Below are 18,987 nucleotides of genomic sequence, written 5' to 3'. Positions count from 1 at the left end.
GGGTGGAATGCTCCTGGATCATGCTGTGAGCGAGGTGGACTTCTGCCATGCACGCGCCTGGGGTTGGAGAACCCGGCGGCATGACGGCTCGCGAGATCAGCCTCAGCGTGCCAGCGGCAGGCCGAGGCGGATGCGGAAACCGGGATCCCCGCTCGCCGAGATCGAGCCGCCCATCGCGTCCATCAGCTGGGCGCAGGTGTGAAGACCCAGCCCCTCGCCGGGAATCCCGGCGGAGTTCGAGCCGCGGAACCGGTGATCGAAGACCGCCTGCACCTCTGCAGCAGGCAGCCCCGGCCCCTCGTCCTGCACATCGATGCACAGCACGTCGGCGTCGAGCCGGGCGGTGACGGTGACGGCCGTACGAGCGTATTTTGTAGCGTTGGTGAGGATGTTGTCGAAGACCTGCTGCATCCTGCCGGGATCGACCTCGACCAGGCAGTCCGGGATGGGCCCGACGGTGACGCCGTACGCGGAGCCGGCGTGGCTCACCCACGTGGCGATTTCGCTGCCGGTCACCACCTCGGGCCTGATCTCCAGGCTGGGGCGCGAGGCGGTGCCGGCAGTCGCGAGGTCGGCCACCAGGGACTGCAACTGGGCCACCTTGGAGTCGATGACGCCGAGGCGCTCCAGCCGTGAGGGGTCCGTCTCTTTGAGGCCCAACACCTCCGCCGTCGCCTTGATGGATGCTAGCGGTGTGCGGATGTCGTGACTGATCTGGGCCACCAGCTGCCTCTTGGACTCCTCGGCGGCAGCAGCCTGGGTGCGGGCGGCTGCCAGCTCGCGCCGCATGACGTCGAAGCTCTCACTCCAGGCTCCGAACACATTTCCGGCATCCACCTGTAGGGGAGCGTCGAGATCGCCCGCCGCGACGTCGGCCGCGAACCGTTCCAGCCGCCGGAACGGAAGCACCACCCGGCGCCGCAGCCACCAGGTGTGAGCGGTGGCGAGCAGCGTCACCGCTGCGATCGCGCCGGTGACAGCCCAGGCGGTCAGGTGTTGCCGGGCCGCGTAGTCCCCGGCGGGGATGTTGGGGAAGTACACCTGTGCCACCCAGCGGCCCGAGACCAGCACGGGCAGGCTGGGAGAACCGGCTCCAGCCGCCTGCAGCGTGCTGGCCGGGATGTCACCGCGTCTGAAGAGTGGTGTCCCGTCCTCGCCGATGACCAGGAAGGGAACCGGCGAGCGGGCGAAGTCCTCCTCGTGGATACTGGGCCAATGCTCCGCCAGCGTCTGGGCGATGTCGTTGAACTCGGCGGTCTGAGGGGTGGGCGTCGGACGGCTGGCCAGCCACCACGTGACAACGATGCCTACCACCGCGACCACTACGATGCCGATGCCAAAGCCCCGTCTCACCTGGTGTCCTCGAACAGATAGCCTCGTCCCCACACGGTCTTGAGATAGGTGGGGCGTTCGGGGTCCGGCTCGATCCGCCGCCGCAGCCGACGGATGTGAACCGTCAGCGTCCCGTCCGAGGTAAACGGCTCGCCCCAGACCTCGTCGAACAGCTCCTGCTTCGTGACGACGCGGCCGCGGTGGCGCACCAGGTGTCGTAGCAGGCGGTCCTCCATGGTCGGCAGCCTAAGTTCCCGGTCATGCAGCCAAACCCGTCCCGCCTCGTCGTCGACCCGTAGCCTCCCATCGTCGAACCCGGCGGTGTGTTGACCGGACCTGCTCAGCATGCGGCTGATCTTGGCGGCCAGTACGGCTAGCGAGAAGGGCTTGATGATGTAGTCATCGCCGCCGACGCTCAGGGCGAGCACCTGGTCGTCCTCGCTGCCGCGGGCGCTGATGAAGATGACCGGGACCTGTGAGGCCTGCCGCAGCTGCCGGCAGAACGCGAACCCGCTGTCGCCTGGCAGGTTCACATCCAGCAGGACCACCCCCGCCTCCCGGCGGCTCAGGACGTCAAGAGCGGCCTCCGCCGTCGGTTCGTGATGGCTGCTGATCCCCATGGCATCGAGGTATTCAGCGGTGGCCTCGGCGAGCTCCCGCTCATCCTCGACGATCAGCACATCCACCCGCCCCGGTGGGAGGCCGGTTATGGGTGTCGGGTACTCAGGCATGGCCCCTCCTCGTCCTCAGACCTGCTGAGAACAACCTACGGCAGGCCAGCGAGGACCTGCCGTAGGCGCCGGGGTGAGGTTAGAAGCCGAAGGTCTGCGTCCAGTAGATTCCCTTCGCGGGTGAGGACGCGGTGCCGAGGCCCATGGTGTGCAGGTTGCAGTTGAGGATGTTGGCCCGGTGGCCTGGGCTGTTCATCCAGCCGTCGACCACCGCCTGCTCGTCGGCATAGCCCTGGGCTATGTTCTCGGCCCCCGGCGACGGGTAACCGGCATCACGCATCCGCTGGAACGGGTCGCGGCCGTCCTGGGAGTTGTGCGCGAAATAGTTGTTCTGGCTCATGTCCTGGGAGTGGGCGGTGGCCGCCTGGTTCAGCCGGTTGTCGAGGGTCAGCGGTCCACAGCCGGCGGCGGAGCGTTGCTGGTTGACCAGGTTCAGCACTTTATTGGCGGAGCTGTTGTCTCTCTCCTGGGGAGCCTCCTGCGGCGGGGCCTTGACCTCGGCCGGGGCCGACCGCTCCGGGCTCTTCCCGGTGGAGGTGGGGGAATTAGTGGCCTGCCTGGACTTCCTGCTGGCCTTCGGTGACCGCGTGGCAGAAGGCTCCTCGCTCGGTGTCGGACTGGGACTGGGAGTCGGTTCCACGCTCGGCGTTGGACTCTCCATGGGGGTGGGGCTTTCTGAGGGCGTCGGACTTTCTGACGGCGTCGGCGTTACATCTATGGTCACATCTATGGTCGGGGTGGTATCGAGGCTGGGTGCCGGGGAGGCCGACGAAACTGAAGGTGGCGCCGGGAGAGCTGAAACCGGCAGGCCTCCCTCCGTTGAATTGATATTCGCACCGCAACCAGCCAGGGCTAGGGTGGTGGCGGCGATCGCTAGGCCTCGTTGCTTGGGCATCCGCATCCGGAATCCTTAACTATTTAAAGTTTATCTTAAGGTTAGGTTCAGGAACATAGCCTGCTCAGGAGCCGGCAGGCAAGCAACACGGCGCTGCCCGAAGGGCATCGGCGACGAAACGTTGATCCAGATCAATGATCAGTTGGGGAGCAGCTGGAGTCCTGGGAGCTGGCTGAACACCGGGTTGGCGCTGACCAGGTGATAGCTGCGCCTGATCGCCTGGACCGCGAGCATCCAGGCCAATGCGTTCGTATTTTACGATCTGTCTGGGCTCACTCCCACTCGGCCAGCTCGGCTTCGCTCATCGGGGCCAGGAGCTCGTCGCGTGGGATCGCGAATTCAGGGTGCTGTCCGAGGATGCGTTTTGGTGCATTTTCCACGGGGTTCAACGTGGCGATGGGTCGTCCGGCGCGCGCCAATGTGATCTGCTCGCCCTTCTCTACCCTGGTGAGGAGCTCTGAGAGCCTCGCCTTGGCGTCAGCCACGTTGATCTGGATGCTCATCCTTCTTAGAGTACCAGCGGGTGGCTAAGTTGATCAGGTCTACATGGCCATATGCTGGCTGTGATGGTGAAAGCTAGGCAATGCTTGAATGAACAAGAATGTCTGTCCCAACGCAACCGAGCTGGCGCTGGACCGTACCTTCGATCTGGTCGCGACTGCAAGCCAATGGATTTACCGGTTTGAGGAAACCGGGCTGTCCCGGCGATGTAACCTCAGGGCATGAAGACGACGCTGGAGTTGCCCGCTGCGTTATTGATGCGCGCCAAACGCTACGCGGCGGCTGAAGGCGTGACCATGGCTGACTTGATCGTTGCTGGTTTGGAGGCGGAGCTGGCTCGCCGTGACGCCAGCTCGGTGCTGGCGTTCACGTGGGCAACAACCGGTGGAATGGGACTCAAGGTCGCGGCGAATCAGATCATCGAGGTGGCTTACGGGCAATGATCGCACTCGACACCAACATCCTGGTATACGCGCACCGTGAGGACAGCCCGCACCATACGGCCGCCCTCCGGGTCATTCAAGAGCTGACGGACGCGCCGGGAGTGTTCGGCATCCCCTGGCCCTGCGTTTCTGAGTTCCTGGCGGTGACCACGCACCCCCGCATCTACGACCCACCGTCCCTGCTGGATGTCGCCCTGGACGCGATAGAGCAGCTGACCTTACTGCCCAAGGCCCTTCTCCTAGGGGAGACGTCCGACTATCTGCGGACCCTCAGGGGTTTCGGCGGCCCTGGAATGACCGGGGCGAGACTGCACGAAGCCAGGATCGCGGCCATCTGCCTGGGGCACGGCGTCACAGAACTGTTGACCGCGGATCGCGACTACTCGCCCTTCCCCAGTCTGAAAACCCGGAACCCGCTCACGCAAACCTAGATCTGCCGGCCTTGCCCGTGTCCGAGTGCTGTTATGCCGGGGAGCGGGGAGTATGTATCGCATCGCCCTGGAAGCATTCTTATTTATCTGATCTGACAAAATCAGGGCGTTATTCACGACCTTAGGCGACTGGGCTCTGACAAAGGATTTTGTATTCTCTCAAGGCGCTCGTGAATAACCCCCTCGGTCTATGAGTGTTCCGCGTCCGTCAGTCGATTCCGGCATGGAGCAGATCCTGACGTCAGCGGCACGGCTCCAGGAAATTGTGCCCGATGCTGTCCTGGTGAGAGGTTCGGTTGCCGGCCTCTCTGCCCATCATCGGCTGTCCTACGACCATGACCATGTGGTCGCCGACCTGATATCACGCTATGACATGGTCTTGGAGGCTATGGAGGAGACAGATGGCTGGATCCTCTCCCAGCGCCACTCACGGCGACCTGTCACGATCATGGGCTCACTGGACGGTGTTGAGGCGGGCCTGCGGCAGGTACGCCGGTCGCGTCCGCTTGAGACCGAACAGCTGAATTTCCGGAATGTCGATGCAGACCCGGCGGATCCGGCGGCGTCGTGGCCTTTCGAGGCCAATCGGTGATGTGCTGGCCTTAATGTCATTTTGCTGGCCTTGTTTGCGTTTGCCTGTGCTGTGAGGCCAGCAAACAGCAATAAGGCCAGCAAAACCGGGTTAGGGCCAGCAAAACCGGGTTAGGGTCAGCAAAACCGGGTTAGGACCAGCGGAACGGGTGAAGGCCAGTGAACCGTCGGCTCAGGGTTTCAGAGGAACTCCGGCGTGGTCGGCGAGGGCGGCGGCGAGTTCCTGCTGAAGTTTTGGGTCGCGGGTGGCGGGGTGGGGGTCCTGTCGCTGCTGGTGGTGCCAGTATTCCCCGCTGACCTGGGCTTCGGGATCGTCGCTCACTGCCAGCCAGGTCTGGGTCTTGTGGCCGAGGGTGAGGTCGTCCGTGGCGGCGGGTCCGCCCATGCGGGTGGGCACCCAGCCGGGGCAGACGGCGTTGCTCAGCACGTGAGGCCACAGGCGGGCGATGTGGAAGACAAGTGTGGTGAGCAGGAGTTTGCTGTCGGCGTAGGTGCGGGTTTCGCGTTCCCCCGACCAGTCGATGCCGCTGAGACCGGGCTGCCCACTCAGGTGCATGCCGCTGCTCAGGTACACCAGGCGGCTGGGCCGCTCAATCAGCGCGGTTAGCAGGTATGGGGCCACGACATTGACCGGAAGCAGCGCCTTCGGGTTCCCCGGGTGTGTTGATTTCGGGTTGTTGGCGGCACCCGCGTTGTGGATCACCGCGTCCATCCGTCCGAGGCTGTTCACCGCCTCCGCCAGCTCTTTGACCTCTTCAGCCTGGGCGAGGTCGCCGACCACGAGGTCGGCGCCGCGGGCGACAAGGTCGTCGAGTGCGGCGGCGCGCTGCTGGTTGCGGGCATGCACGACGACGTCGTGTCCCGCGTCGAGGAGCTCCTCGGCGGCGTTTCTGCCCAGTCCCTCCGTCGAACCGGTGATGAAAATTCGTGCCATGACAGGTGTCCTTCCGGTCGGGACCACCAGTGAACCACCCAGCCCAAAGACCAACCACCCAGCTCAAAGACATGGGTCTCCTGGACCCACAGATATTCGGCGCCTCGGGCGCGCCCGCCCCCGCAAAGCGTCGGCTGTCCTGGTGTGCTGGCGGGTGGCTTTCAAGTGTCATCCGTGGAGGACTGTTTCGTGGATTCAACGGCGGTTCGATGAAGAGCATGAACATGTTGATCCGCACCTTTGGGCTGACCAAGCGTTACGGAGACCAGACCGTCGTCAACCAAATCGGCCTTGAAGTCACGCAGGGCCGCGTCTACGGCTTCCTCGGACCCAACGGGGCCGGGAAGTCCACCACCTTCAAACTGCTACTCGGCCTGACCCGGCCCACCGCAGGCAGCATCGAGATCCTCGGCCGCGACCTCATCCACAACGCATCGGAGATCCTGCCGCGCATCGGTTCCCTCATCGAGGGCCCCGCCTTCGTTCCCCGCCTGACTGGCCGGGAGAACGTCTCTCTCGTCGCTGACTATCTCGGCGCACCCGCGAGCGCCGTCCAATGGGTCCTGGAGACCGTGGACCTCGCTCACGCCGCCGACCGCCGCGCCGGCCAGTACTCGCTGGGTATGAAGCAGCGGCTCGGCATCGCGATCGCGCTGGTCGGTGGGCCGCGCCTGCTGCTGCTCGACGAGCCCACCAACGGACTCGACCCGGCGGGAGTCGTCGAGATCCGGAACCTGATCGTCCGCCTGACCCGCGAGCACGGCATCACCGTGCTGGTCTCAAGCCACATCCTGAGCGAGATCGAGCAGATGGCCGACGACGTAGGCATCATCAAGGATGGTGTGCTGCGCTATCAGGGTCCCCTTTCGCGGCTCCGTGATGAGGGACGCATGGTGTTCCGCACCTCCGACCTGTCCGGCGCCGCCGGCGTCCTGGCTCAGCGTGGCATCCGCACCCGGGTCGAGAGAGGCGAGCTGATCTCCAGCCACCTGCCCGACCCGGTCGTGGCCGACGGCGTCGCAGCGCTGGCACGTGCGGGACATCAGGTCACTCGCGTCGAGCATCGTAGGCGGTCGCTGGAGCAGATCTTCCTGTCCCTGACTGAGACGGCTGTCCCGGCCGCCGCAACCGTCCCCGTGGGCCTGCGCCTCCAGGACACCTCCCACCGGGAGCAGGTGATGGTCTGATGAGCGCAGCAGCACTTCCCCTGAAACTTGAATTGCGCAAGCAGCGGCGGGGCCGGATCATCCTGTTCACCGCCGGCATCCTGGGACTGTGGATCGTGTGGACGCTCTTCCTGGTCCGGGCCCGGGCAGCCAAGAGCGGGCAGTTCGCCGCGACCGACTTCGCCCTGCTCGACGGGATGGTCATGTCTTGGGTGTTCTCCCCGCTCTTTGTCGCCGTGATCGCAGCCCGGCTGGCTGCCGTCGACCATCAGGAGCGCATGGGGCAGGTCTTCGACGCGCTGGGCCAGTCGCTACGGCAGCGGTTCGTGGCGAAGCTGCTGATCCTGAATGCCCTAGCAGCCCTGTGCTGTGTGCTGCTCGTCGCGGTCGTGGTTGGTTTCGGCGTCGCCACCGGGATGCCGTCCAGTCCGGAACTGCCCGCGACGGCGGCCCGCTGCCTGGCCGTGCTCCTGCTGGGGTCCGTCGCCGTCGCTGCCGTGCAGCTGGCGCTGGCCATGCGATTCCCCGACCGTCCCATCGGGCTGATCGTCAGCGTGGCCGGGGCATTCCTGACAACGGCACTTGAACCGCTGCGCATCCCCGAGGCCGGGTGGCTGACGCCCTGGAGCCTGACCGTCGGTGCCTCCCCGCTGGAGCCCGCCACCGCCTACTCCACCGGGACCGCAGCCGCCGCCCTGCAGCTGCTGACCACCCCGACCGGCGTCTTCGACGTCATAGCCCTGATCGTCCTGGCCGCGGCCTGGACCGCCGCCGCCATCTGGTTCGTCACCAAACCCAAGGAACTCTCATGACTCAAGCAACCATCACCCGGCCCCGTCACCTGACCATGCGTGCCTGGCAGTGGGAACGCCGCAAGATCTCCCTGCTGCCCGTGGCCGCCACCGCTGCCCTGTTCGGCCTCCTGGGCGCACTGTCCGGGTGCTGGAACTACCAGTACAACCAGGAGATCTATGCCGAACAGCAAACGACCTGGCAGGCCGTGCTGATCAACGGCGTCCAGCTGCCCGCCATGGTTTTCCTGCCCGCGGGGCTGGCGATGTTCGCGGCCGTCGACGCAGCCCGCGCGCAGAAAGCCCGCAGCTGGCAGCGTGCCCGGTCGCTGGACCGAGCCGGGGTGCTGTTACGTGCCCAGGTTCTGCGCAACCTGGAGCGTGCCGCGGTCACGGCGCTGGTGTTTTCCAGCATGATCATCGGAGCCATCGTGGTGATGGGCTTCGGACAGGACCTGCTCGCGGACGGTGGACTCGCGGTGATCGTGGGTCGCCCCCTGGCGTCGGTGCCCTGCTACTGGGCCGTCGGATCTGTCATCACCGCGGCTGGGCTGTGGATTCGTGAATTCTCAGGGCTAGCGGCCGCCGGACTGCTGGGGTCGATCCTGGCCATGGCGATCCGGGTTGTGGTTCCGGGGCTCTCCTGGCTCATGCCGTTCGCGTTGCCGGTGAATGCGATGGTGGCGAAGGGTGGCGACGAGCTCTTCTCCTTCTTAGACATGGCGGGCTGGGCCGGGATCGGGCTGGCATGGGTGATCGCACTCTATGGTGTTGCCAGGCGGCGTGCGGCACGAATGGAGGCGTGAGGTGAGCAGCGACATCCGGACGCGGCGCACTCCTTTCGAGGCCCGGATCGAGGGCTGGGAGCACAATCCCCGCCTGGTCGACGGCTTCTGGTGCGGGTTCGTAGCGCTGTACCTGACGGTCATGGTCTGGCGGCTGCCGCTGACCCAGCACCTCTCCCTGGGGTTGCTGCCGTGGGAGATCATCTGCGCGGCCGCCGGGCTAGTGGCGGTGGCTCTGCGACGCCGGTACCCGGAGGCCGCGGTGGGGCTGGTGATCGTCGCTGCGCTCGCCGAGGCGGTGCTGACTGGTGCTTTTCTCGTCATGGTCCCGGCGGTCATGGTGCAGTACAGCATCGTGCGGGCCGGCCGTCTCCCCGCGGCGGTGGTGGCCACCGTGCTGCTGCAGGCGGCGGTGCTGGCCGGGAGCTGGCTCGCGGCGCCTGGGGGCCGGGTCAGTGGAGGCTATTTCTCCATGGCCTTCATGCTGCTGGCCGGGGCATCCGCTGGGCTATTGATCAGGTGGCGGTACGACCGGTTACAGGCCCGCGACCACGACCTGCGCGCTGATGCCTCCCAGCGTCAGGCCCAGGCCCGGATGTCCATCGCGACCGATCTCCACGACACCGTCGGGCATGCCCTGACCGCCGTCATCAGCCTGTCGCGGGGCGCGCTGGCGACCTTCGATGACGACCCCGCCGCCGCCCGCGAGGCCCTCGTCATGCTGCAAGAGGCCGCCCAGGTGGGGTTGGACCGCACCCGCGGCGTGGTTGCCCAGCTGAACAGCGACACCCCGGTCAGCAACGACGGCGACGACACGGTTGCCGGGCTGGTCGCGCGGGTCCGGGCTGCGGGCCGGAGGGTCCGGGTCGTCGCGGGGCCCGCCCCTGAGGTCGCGCATTCCCTCGTGGTGCCGGTGGTGCGGGAGGCCCTGACCAATGCGCTGCGCTACGCCGACGACTCCCAGATCCTGGTCGCCGTCACTCCCGCGGCGGCGGGGGGAGCCGAGGTGCGGGTGGCCAGTGGTCTGCCCCCCCACCGCGGCGCCGCCCTCCGGGGGTGGCCGGGGCCTGGCCGGCATAGCGCGCCGCATCGCCGAGGCGGGCGGTGAGTTTTACGCAGGTCCTGCCGGCGACCAGTGGGTGCTGGCCCCGCGTATCACCCGCGAACTCCTGGCTCGCAGCGTCCTGAACCAGCAGCCGCAACCCCGGCTGGACGAACGCCAGGCAGCGGCCAGGGCGCTTCTGAGGCGGCTCAGCGAACGAGAGCTGGAGGTGCTGGTCGCCGTCGGACGGGGCTTGACGAACGCCGAGATTGCCGAAACCCAGCACCTGGCCCCGTCGAGCGTGAAAACCTACATCAGCCGGCTGCTGACCAAGCTCGGCCGCCGCGACCGGGTGGGTTTGGTGATCCTCGCCCGTGATGCCGACCTTCGCTGAACAGCCGGCCTCCGCTGAACATTGGTATTACCATTGCAGCCAAGGAGGAGGCATGACAGCGATCTGGGCTCACCGCGGAGCATCGGCTTACGCTCCTGAGAACACCATTCCGGCTTTCGAGCAGGCCATCGAGATGGGGGCGGACGGCGTCGAGTTCGACGTCCAGCGCACCAGCGACGGGCAGCTCGTCGTCATTCACGACGAGACCATCAACCGCACCTCGAACGGGTTCGGGAGGGTGGTGGACCTGACGCTGGAGCAGCTGCGGCTGTGCAACTTCAGCAACGGCTTCGTCGGGCACCGCAAGGTGCAGATCCCGACACTGCGGGAGGCCCTCGACCTGCTCGGCCCCACCGGGCTGCGCATCAACATCGAGTTGAAGAACTCCGTCGAGCTCTACCCCGGCATGGAGAGCGAGGCCCTCGACATCGTCCAGGAGGCGGGGCTGCTCGACCGGGTGCTGTTCTCCTCCTTCAACCACTTCTCCCTGGCGAACCTGCGCGACGCCGTCCCGGCGGAGAACCTGGCCCTGCTGTACTCCGACGGCCTCTACGACCCGTGGAAGTACGCCCATCTCTTCGGCGCCCGCTACCTGCACCCGCACTTCTACGCGCTCCAGCAGCCGAACTACATGTGGCTGTGCCACGAGGCCGGGATCGGGGTGAACGTGTGGACGGTCGACAAGAACGAGGACATCCGGGCCCTCGCGGCCCTGGGGGTCGACGCCATCTTCACGAACCTTCCCGACCGGGCCCGCCGCGCCCTGGAACGCCCCTATCTCTGAGACTGAGACCGGCAGGACGGCACCTCCTCCAGACAGGGCGGCTCCCACTAGGCTGGTGGGCCATGACCAATCCGTTCAGGCCTGAGCGGTGGGACGAGGTCCCCGGCTTCGGTTTCACCGACATCACCTACCACCGCGCCCGCGACGTCGCTGCCGTGCGGATCGCGTTCAACCGGCCCGAGGTGCGCAACGCCTTCCGGCCGCACACCGTCGACGAGCTGATCGCCGCCCTCGACCACGCCCGCACCAGCTCCGACGTCGGGTGCGTGCTGCTCACCGGCAACGGCCCGAGCCCCAAGGACGGCGGCTGGGCATTCTGCTCCGGCGGCGACCAGCGCATCCGCGGCCGGGCCGGCTACCAGTACGCCGACGGCGAGTCCGCAGGCACCGTCGACAAAGCCCGGCTCGCCCGCCTGCACATCCTGGAGGCGCAGCGCCTCATCCGATTCATGCCGAAGGTCGTGATCGCGCTCGTCAACGGCTGGGCCGCGGGTGGTGGCCACTCCCTCCACGTCGTCGCCGACCTGAGCATCGCCTCCGCCGAGCACGCCCGCTTCAAGCAGACCGACGCTGACGTCGGATCGTTCGACGGCGGTTTCGGGTCGGCCTACCTGGCCCGCCAGGTGGGGCAGAAGTTCGCGCGCCAGATCTTCTTCCTCGGCGACGTCCACGACGCCCAGGAGGCCCGTGAGATGGGCATGGTCAACAAGGTGGTGCCCCACGCCGACCTGGAGGAGACAGGCCTGGAGTGGGCGGCGAAGATCTGCGCGAAGTCCCCGACGGCGCAGCGGATGCTGAAATACTCCTTCAACCTGGTCGACGACGGCTTGGTCGGCCAGCAGGTGCTGCTCGGCGAGGCGACCCGCCTGGCCTACATGACCGACGAGGCGGTAGAGGGCCGCGACGCGTTCCTGCAGCACCGCGCCCCCGACTGGTCGGATTTCCCCTACTACTACTGAAGCCACTGCTACTCCTGATACTGAGGCAGAGGACACCGCGCAGGCATCCCCAACCTGTTTCCACTACGGCAGATAGTGGGTTGGGGTGGCTCATGGGGTCCCCGCCCCATGGTCGTGACGCTGCTGCCCGCTGCCCCAGAGGTTATGATTCCGAACTGATCCGACCAGACGATAACTGTTACGGGGGAGTTGACTTGCTGTTCACACGACGCCGCATCGAGACAGGTATCGTCGGTCTGCTGCTGGCGTCGCTGACCGGATTCGCGCTGGTCCATCAGGGAGTGCCAGCCACCGAGGTGGATCTCCACGACGGCGGCGTCTGGGTCACCAACCCCGCCGAAGGCCTCGTCGGGCATCTCAACTATCAGTCCCGGACCCTCGACGGCGGCCTCGACCCCGCCTCCCACCAGTTCGACGTCAGCCAGGAGGGCAACCGCGTCCTGCTGCACGACTCGCAGGGCTCCGCGGCCGCCACCATCACCACCGCATCGCTGCTTCTCAACTCCCGCGTCTCCGTCGGGGACATGACGGTGGTCCAGGGCGACGACACCGTCCTGATCGCCGACACCGCCGGGGGCAAGGTCTGGGCCACCACCCTGGAGGATTTCGCCTCCTTCAACACCGCCTCCGCTACACCGGTGGCCGAGGACCTGCAACAGCCGCGCGTGACCGCCGGCCGCGGCGGCGTGGGGTTCATCGTCGATGCCGCCGGCGCCGTTACCCGAGTCACCTCCCGCGACCACCACTTCACCACCGAGGACGCCGGGCGCCTCGACGGCGGGATCACCTCCGACACCCAGCTCACCGTGGCAGGAGATGAGATCGTGGCCGTCGGCGCGGGCCGGGTGCGCACCACCGGCAGATCCATCGACGTCCCCCAGGCCGACGGCACCGCCCGCGCCCAGCTGCCCAGCCGCACTGGCGGCCAGGTCAGCATCGCCACCCCCAGCGCGCTCATCACCGTCCCCCTGGGTGGTGGCTCCCCGAAAACCACCGATGTCCCTCAGGGAGAACCGGCCGCCCCCGCGGACGTCGCAGGCTGTGTCTACGGCGCCTGGGGCGGCTCCGGCGCCTACGTCCGCGACTGCGCAGGTGATGGCGACGACCTGAACGCCGTCAATGACACCCTCGCCGCAGCCAAGACGCCTGTCTTTCGCACCAACCGCGACATCGTCGTCATCAATGACGCTGCAGGCAACGTCTACCTGCCCAACGAGGGCATGAAGATCGTCAGCAACTGGGAACTCGTCAGATCCCAGGTGCAGGAGCAGAAGAAGGAAACCGAGGAGGAATCCGACGACGAGGTCCGGCATGAGCAGTCCGTCGAGAACCAGGACCAGGTGCCGCCCGTCGCCACCGATGACGAGTTCGGGGCCCGCCCCGGCACATCCACCAGCCTCCCCGTGCTGCTCAATGACATCGACGCCGACGGCGATGTGCTGACCGTGAAGCTGGGAGACATCCCAGAGGGAGTGCAGGTCACCTCCGGTCGCAACGGCCGTTCCGCGCAGATCTTCCTGCCTCCTGGGCAGACCGCACCGGTGACCTTCACCTACCAGGCCTTCGACGGCCAGGACCTCTCCAACACCGCCACCGTCACCGTCACACCCCGGTCGGCGGGGGAGAACTCGCCTCCTGAGAAGAAACGCGACAGCACCGTCAGCATGTCGGAGCAGGCCTCCGTCGAATATTCGGCGCTGCCTGACTGGGTGGATCCCGACGGCGACCCCCTCTACCTGGTCAACGCCGTCGGCGACGATGGCATGCAGGTGACCTTCCGGCAGGACGGCTACCTGTCCCTGCGGGACAACGGCACCGGCGGACCTGGGGCCCGCAAGGTGCAGCTCACCGTCTCCGACGGCAAACAAGAAGCGTCCGGTGAGCTGCAGGTGCAGGTCGCGTCCGGGGCCACGAATCTGCCGCCGATAGCCAACGCCGACCACTATGTCGTCAACCTCGGTGAGGAAGTGGTGCTGAGGCCCCTGAGCAACGACTCCGACCCCAACGGGGAGCCGCTGCAGCTCTCCGAGCTGGGCCAGCCCGCCTCCGACGAGACCTTGCAGCCCGACTTCGAGCAGGCGACGGCGCTGTTCAGCTCCACCCGCGCTGGCACCCACGAGATCACCTACAAGGTCTCCGACGGCCCCAACACGGCAGAGAGCCGCATCCGGATTGACGTCCTCGACCCGGCCACCGCATCCAAGACTCCGAGCGCCGAGAATGACCTAGCGCTGCTTCCGGAGAGCTCCTCCACCGTCGTCAACGTCTTGGAGAATGACTCCGACCCGGCGGGCGGGGTGCTCGCGGTGCGATCGCTGTCCATGGGCAACTGCACGGGCCTGAACGCCGAGGTCATCGACCACTCGTCGCTGCGTCTCTCCGCGCCCGCAGGTCTCCAGGAGTCCTGCAGCTTCACGTACTCCGTCTCCAACGGGGCCGAGACGGCGTCGGCGACGGTGCTGGTGCTGCCCCAGCCTCCTAAGGCCACCAACCAGCCGCCGGTCGCCGTCGATGACCAGGCGACGGTGCGGGCCGGGGACATCGTCACCATCCCCGTATTGGACAATGACTACTCGCCGACGGACCTCGACCTGAGCGTCGCCCCTGACGTCGAGGTGCGCGACCCGGACATCGGCCAAGCGTTCGTCTCCGGAAACCTGGTGCGCTTCAAAGCAGGTCAGACCCCGGGCGCGGTGAACCTCGTCTACACCACCACCGACGCCGCCGGGAACCGCGCCAGCGCCAAGATCAGCGTGACGGTGCGGGGCCTCGACGCCGGGAACCAGAAACCCAACCCGGTGCCCGTCACCGCCCGCGTGTTCTCGGACTCCGAGGTGGACATTGCGGTGCCGCTGGACGGCGTGGATCCCGACGGCGACTCAGTCGAGCTCATCGAAGGCGGCTCCACCGGCCCCACTCTCGGCCGGGCGCAGGTCAAGGGCGGCTACCTCACCTACAAGGCCCCGCGCGGAGCCAGCGGAACCGATACCTTCACCTATCAGGTCAGGGACCGGTTCGGGGACATCGGGGAGGGCAAGATCCGGGTCGGCGTGATTCCCCCGCCGGACAGCAACCAGCTGCCCGTGGCGGTACCGGACCAGATCAAGGTCCGCCCCGGCCAGCGCTTCGACCTGCCCGTCACCAAGAACGACGTCGACCCCGACGGCGACACCATCAGCATCGTGAACGGCTCTGCTCGTTCCCTCGGCTCCTGGCAGACGGACCTGGAGGTGGTCGGCCAGGACGTCCGGGTCGTCGCCCCGGAAAAAGAGGGCAGCTACCAGCTCTCCTACGACATCACCGACAAGGGCGGCGCCCCCGTCACCGGGTATGCCACCGTCCTGGTCGACCAGAACGCGCCGCTGCTGCCGCCGGTCGCCGCTGATGACAGGGTCCCCATGGCCGATGTCTTCCGCAACCGTGAGGTGGAGGTCCCCGTCCTGGAGAACGACGAGGACCCCGACGGCGCCCGCGACGACCTGACCGTCTCCGTGGCAGAACCGGCCCGAGTCACCGGGGGAGGCAACGTCGTCGTGCCGGTCGCCGAGGATCCGCAGGTCGTGCTCTACACCATCAGGGACAAGGACGGGAACACGGCACAGGCCGCGATCTTCGTGCCCGGCACCCGGCACCTGCCACCAACCCTCGACCCAGACCAGCTGCCTGCCCAGGCCAAAAGCGGCGAGACCCTGCAGATCGACCTGTCGAAGTATGTTCTCACCCGCCCCGACCACGTCGCCAAGGTGACCTCAGCTGACTCCGTCACCGCAGCCTCCGGGGCGTGGACCGGCGGCCCAGACCAGGGTCTCAAAGTCGTCAGCGACACCATGATCGAGTTCACCCCCGACCCATCGTTCAACGGGCCGACCTCCGTCACCTTCGGGGTCTACGATGGCGCCGATCCTGATGATCCGAACGGCCTACGTGCCACCCTCACCCTGCCCATCGAAGTCATCAGCTCCGGTGCGACCCCGCCTGTGCTGCGCCCCACCCCCGTTGAGGTCGCGCCTGGTGAGGCCCCCATCGATGTCGCGCTGAAGGACATGGTCGACGACCCCGACGAAGGCGACAACGAACGGATGACCTACCAGCTGCTTTCGGCCCCCACCGACCAGTTCGACGTCACCGTCACCGGGCAGCAGATGCAGGTCTCCGCGAAGTCCGGTGTGCCCACGGGGACGTCTGGAACCGCCGTCGTCCAAGTCCACGACGGCAGCACAGACCCCCTGCAGATGAGCATCCCGCTCAGCGTGGTGACCTCCACCCGCCCGCTGATCACCACCACCGAACTGACCGAGCCGGATGGACGGGTGGGCCAGTCCAAGACGTTCGACCTGGCCCAGGCGATCACCAACCCATTCGCCGATCAGGGCGGTCAGGTCACCATCCTCGATCCGCAGGTCACCCAGGGCACTGCCACCGTCGCCGCGTCCGGGATGGAGCTGACCGCCACCCCTGGCGCGGTCGGCAGCGTCGTCGTCACCTATGTCGCGCAGGATGCCACTGGCGATGCGTCACGGCAGGTCACAGGCCAGGTCTCCATCACCGTCAAGGACAAACCTCAGCCGCCCAGCAACCTGACCGCCAAGTCGGATGTCTCCGGCACCGTGGAGCTGGCGTGGACGCAGGGCGACCTGAACGGCGGTGCCCTACAGAGTTTCGTGGTCAACTGGAACGGTGGCTCCCAGAACTGTCCGGCGGTGACGAATTGCCGCGTCACAGGCCTGCAGAACAATGTCGACTACAGCTTCACCGTCTCGGCGGTCACGGAGGCAGGCACGTCGGATCCCTCTGCGCCGGCCACGGCCCGGCCCGACGCCAAACCCAACCAGCCCGCAGTCCCCACCACGAAGTTCGGCGACCGGGTGATCGATCTCAGCTGGCCCGCAACCACCGTCCCCGACGGGGGATCTCCGGTGACCCAGTACAAGATCCAGGTCAGCCCAGGTATCAACGGGCAGACCGAGTTCACCACAGCGGACACCGCGTGGCAGGCGACGGGCCTCAGCAACGGCACCGCATACCGGTTCCGCATCCAGGCACTCAACCGCTACGCGGAGGGCAATGTCGCTCGCGAGTCCGAATACTTGTGGAGCGACTATTCGGCCCCTGAGATCCCGGCAGGCGCACCCACCGGGCAGGGTGCGCCCACCGTCAACAAGAACAAGGCCTCTGGAGCTGCGCCCAGCGCCACCGTCAGCTGGGGAGCCCCCGGTGACGCCAATGGCGACCGCAGCTTCGTCTACGAGCTGCGGGAATCCGGCTCCGGAGAGGTGAAATACTCCGGACCTGCCACCAGCACCACCGTCACCATGAGCGTCAGCTCCGAGGACAAGACCTTCCAGGTGCGCTCCAGCAACAAGTCCGGGCTATGGAGCGACTGGTCATCCGCGTCGAATGCGGTGCGGGCCTTCCAGCCGCCGGGCGCGCCGACCGGGTTCTCGCTCACGCCCACCGGCGTCTCGAATCAGGTCAGGTTCTCCTTCTCCGGCGCGGACGGCAAGGGCGCCAGGGCTGGCGAGATCCGCTACCGCTGGTCGGCGGGCGGCGCATCCGGTGTCGTGGGCAACGGGGAGACCGTCACCAACGGGGCGTTCGTCAACGGCCGGGACGTCGCAGTGAACCTGACGGCCATCGCGACGGTGAACGGTGAGACCGCGGAGGGTGATTCCGCGACCGCCACCGTCAACGCCTATGCGCCGCCTGAGGCACCGGTTGTCAGCGCCGAGGGCACCTACCGGCGCGTCAACTACAGCTGGAGCCACGACCCCAACTCCGGCGGCCGGCCGTCGACCATCACCACCTCCACGGGGGAGCGCAGTAGCGCTGGCAGCGGCGGCGGCGGCGGGCAGGACGTCGACTTCGGCACGCAGGCCTGCATCACGGTCACGGCAACCAACTCAGAGGGGCAGAGCGCCAGCACTCAGAAGTGCAATTCCAGCTGGCCTGCGCCCAAGGCCGCCGACTTGCACGGCCCGCCCCTCGGCTCGGGGGAGCCGTGCAGTTTCGCATCGTGTGACCAGTTCCACGTGCGGCTGGACTACTGGAAGCCGAACTCTGCTGTGGTCTGCACCATCAGCTACAACGGATACACGAGCTCAGGCCGCCTCAATGTCGATCAGAATGGCTACTTCCAGGGCCGGTTCGAGCAGTGGTTCATAGACACCAGGTTCCCTGCGGGAAATGACATCACCAGCCAATGCAAGCAGCAGTGAAAGAGGACCACCGATGACAGTCACCCCCGAACATGCTGCCTGGTTCGCGGACACCTTCGCGAAGATCGTCGACAACGTCGGCCAGGCGCTGCTGGGCAAGGCGCCCGTTGTCCGGCTGGCGCTGACCTGCTTGCTCTCCGAGGGACACCTGCTGCTGGAGGATGCTCCGGGCACCGGCAAGACGGCCCTGGCCCGCGCCATCGCGGCCTCGGTGCAGGGCAGCCACAGCCGCATCCAGTTCACCCCCGACCTGCTGCCCTCCGATATCACTGGCATCACCATGTACGACCAGGAAAAGAGCCAGTGGGACTTCCACAAGGGTCCCATCTTCGCGTCCATCGTGCTGGCGGACGAGATCAACCGGGCCTCGCCCAAAACCCAGTCCGCGCTGCTGGAGGTGATGGAGGAAGCCATGGTCACCGTCGACGGCGTGCGCTACCCCGCAGGCCGTCCGTTCATGGTGATCGCCACCCAGAACCCGGTGGAGCAGGCCGGAACCTATAAGCTCCCCGAGGCCCAGCTGGACCGGTTCCTGATGAAAACCTCCGTCGGCTATCCCAGCCGCGACGCAGCCCGGAAGGTGCTGGCCGAATCCGCGCAGCCAGACCGCTCCAAGAAACTGAGCCCCGTCATCTCTCAGCAAGCCATCGCCGAGATGTGCGACCTGGTGCGCGACAATCACGTCGACGATGGCATCCTCGACTACGTCCAGGACTTGGCCGACGCCACCCGCAATGATCCCGACACGTCCATGGGCGTCTCGACCCGGGGAGCCATCGCCATGGTGCGGGCCTGCCGGGTCTGGGCCGCCGCCCACGGTCGCAACTTCGTGATACCGGACGATGTCAAAGAGTTGGTGGTCCCGGTGTGGACGCACCGCATCATCATGTCCCCGACGGCCACCTTCGGTGGGTCGTCGGCGGAGAAGGTGATCGCCCGCGTCCTAGGCACCGTCCCCAGCCCGGCGAGTCAGGCTGGCTGAGACTCGTGGGG

The 18,987-nt window shown here is 66.8% G+C and carries 18 protein-coding genes; 13 read left to right on the top strand and 5 right to left on the bottom strand.

Annotated features, from left to right (window positions below):
* Positions 1–102: 102 nt before the first annotated feature.
* The 3 genes from SK1NUM_RS13815 to SK1NUM_RS13805 all read right to left on the bottom strand — a co-directional run bounded on the left by SK1NUM_RS13815 (position 103) and on the right by SK1NUM_RS13805 (position 2,502).
* Complete coding sequence (locus SK1NUM_RS13815; RefSeq protein WP_212323328.1) at positions 103–1,353, bottom strand: HAMP domain-containing sensor histidine kinase; 1,251 nt, start codon at positions 1,351–1,353, stop codon at positions 103–105.
* The gene (locus SK1NUM_RS13810) at positions 1,350–2,063 is read right to left on the bottom strand and encodes a response regulator transcription factor (protein ID WP_223927631.1); all 714 of its coding nucleotides are present in this window, start codon (positions 2,061–2,063) and stop codon (positions 1,350–1,352) included. The genes SK1NUM_RS13815 and SK1NUM_RS13810 overlap by 4 nt, the downstream gene beginning before the upstream one ends.
* A 79-nt stretch (positions 2,064–2,142) precedes the next feature.
* A complete protein-coding gene (locus SK1NUM_RS13805) occupies positions 2,143–2,502 on the bottom strand; it encodes a CAP domain-containing protein (RefSeq protein ID WP_212323326.1) in 360 nt (119 codons plus the stop codon).
* On the opposite strand from SK1NUM_RS13805, the gene SK1NUM_RS13800 reads away from it, so the two are divergent.
* A complete protein-coding gene (locus SK1NUM_RS13800; RefSeq protein ID WP_212323324.1) occupies positions 2,486–2,977 on the top strand; it encodes a hypothetical protein in 492 nt (163 codons plus the stop codon). The two genes, SK1NUM_RS13805 and SK1NUM_RS13800, sit on opposite strands and share 17 nt — an antisense overlap.
* A 253-nt stretch (positions 2,978–3,230) precedes the next feature.
* Here SK1NUM_RS13800 and SK1NUM_RS13795 read toward each other — a convergent pair whose 3' ends face one another.
* Complete coding sequence (locus SK1NUM_RS13795) at positions 3,231–3,461, bottom strand: type II toxin-antitoxin system Phd/YefM family antitoxin (RefSeq protein WP_212323321.1); 231 nt, start codon at positions 3,459–3,461, stop codon at positions 3,231–3,233.
* A gap of 219 nt (positions 3,462–3,680) precedes the next feature.
* On the opposite strand from SK1NUM_RS13795, the gene SK1NUM_RS13790 reads away from it, so the two are divergent.
* From SK1NUM_RS13790 to SK1NUM_RS13780, 3 genes are all read left to right on the top strand, one after another.
* On the top strand, positions 3,681–3,902 hold the full coding sequence (locus SK1NUM_RS13790; protein WP_212323317.1) for a hypothetical protein: 222 nt from the start codon (positions 3,681–3,683) through the stop codon (positions 3,900–3,902).
* Positions 3,899–4,333 carry a type II toxin-antitoxin system VapC family toxin gene (locus SK1NUM_RS13785; RefSeq protein WP_212323315.1) on the top strand — a complete coding sequence of 145 codons (435 nt, stop codon included), beginning with the start codon at positions 3,899–3,901 and terminating at the stop codon, positions 4,331–4,333. The genes SK1NUM_RS13790 and SK1NUM_RS13785 overlap by 4 nt, the downstream gene beginning before the upstream one ends.
* Before the next feature lie 190 nt (positions 4,334–4,523).
* Entirely contained in the window at positions 4,524–4,925 is a 402-nt protein-coding gene (locus SK1NUM_RS13780) for a hypothetical protein (protein ID WP_212323313.1), read from the top strand.
* Between the two features lie 171 nt (positions 4,926–5,096).
* Here the strand turns inward: SK1NUM_RS13780 and SK1NUM_RS13775 are convergent, their stop codons facing one another.
* Positions 5,097–5,858, bottom strand: coding sequence for an SDR family NAD(P)-dependent oxidoreductase (locus tag SK1NUM_RS13775; protein WP_212323310.1), 762 nt, complete (start codon positions 5,856–5,858; stop codon positions 5,097–5,099).
* A gap of 218 nt (positions 5,859–6,076) precedes the next feature.
* On the opposite strand from SK1NUM_RS13775, the gene SK1NUM_RS13770 reads away from it, so the two are divergent.
* From SK1NUM_RS13770 to SK1NUM_RS13730, 9 genes are all read left to right on the top strand, one after another.
* Entirely contained in the window at positions 6,077–7,045 is a 969-nt protein-coding gene (locus tag SK1NUM_RS13770; protein ID WP_223927629.1) for an ABC transporter ATP-binding protein, read from the top strand.
* On the top strand, positions 7,045–7,836 hold the full coding sequence (locus tag SK1NUM_RS13765; RefSeq protein ID WP_212323305.1) for an ABC transporter permease: 792 nt from the start codon (positions 7,045–7,047) through the stop codon (positions 7,834–7,836). Before SK1NUM_RS13770 ends, SK1NUM_RS13765 begins: the two co-directional genes overlap by 1 nt.
* Positions 7,833–8,621 (top strand): ABC-2 family transporter permease, encoded by a 789-nt coding sequence (locus SK1NUM_RS13760; protein ID WP_212323295.1) that lies wholly within the window; start codon positions 7,833–7,835, stop codon positions 8,619–8,621. Before SK1NUM_RS13765 ends, SK1NUM_RS13760 begins: the two co-directional genes overlap by 4 nt.
* 1 nt (position 8,622) lies before the next feature.
* A complete protein-coding gene (locus SK1NUM_RS13755) occupies positions 8,623–9,708 on the top strand; it encodes a sensor histidine kinase (RefSeq protein ID WP_223927627.1) in 1,086 nt (361 codons plus the stop codon).
* Positions 9,620–10,036 (top strand): helix-turn-helix transcriptional regulator, encoded by a 417-nt coding sequence (locus tag SK1NUM_RS13750; protein WP_223927626.1) that lies wholly within the window; start codon positions 9,620–9,622, stop codon positions 10,034–10,036. Before SK1NUM_RS13755 ends, SK1NUM_RS13750 begins: the two co-directional genes overlap by 89 nt.
* Positions 10,037–10,088: 52 nt before the next feature.
* Positions 10,089–10,820 (top strand): glycerophosphodiester phosphodiesterase, encoded by a 732-nt coding sequence (locus SK1NUM_RS13745; RefSeq protein ID WP_212323291.1) that lies wholly within the window; start codon positions 10,089–10,091, stop codon positions 10,818–10,820.
* A 62-nt stretch (positions 10,821–10,882) separates the two neighbouring features.
* The gene (locus SK1NUM_RS13740) at positions 10,883–11,779 is read left to right on the top strand and encodes a 1,4-dihydroxy-2-naphthoyl-CoA synthase (protein ID WP_212323288.1); all 897 of its coding nucleotides are present in this window, start codon (positions 10,883–10,885) and stop codon (positions 11,777–11,779) included.
* A gap of 194 nt (positions 11,780–11,973) precedes the next feature.
* Positions 11,974–17,994: an Ig-like domain-containing protein gene (locus SK1NUM_RS13735; protein ID WP_212323286.1), complete on the top strand. Its 6,021-nt coding sequence runs from the start codon at positions 11,974–11,976 to the stop codon at positions 17,992–17,994.
* Between the two features lie 13 nt (positions 17,995–18,007).
* On the top strand, positions 18,008–18,976 hold the full coding sequence (locus SK1NUM_RS13730; RefSeq protein WP_212323284.1) for an AAA family ATPase: 969 nt from the start codon (positions 18,008–18,010) through the stop codon (positions 18,974–18,976).
* Positions 18,977–18,987 lie beyond the last annotated feature (11 nt).

The sequence above is a fragment of the Arachnia rubra genome (assembly GCF_019973735.1).
GTDB lineage: Bacteria > Actinomycetota > Actinomycetes > Propionibacteriales > Propionibacteriaceae > Arachnia > Arachnia rubra.
This window is presented reverse-complemented; position numbering and strand designations above follow the sequence as displayed.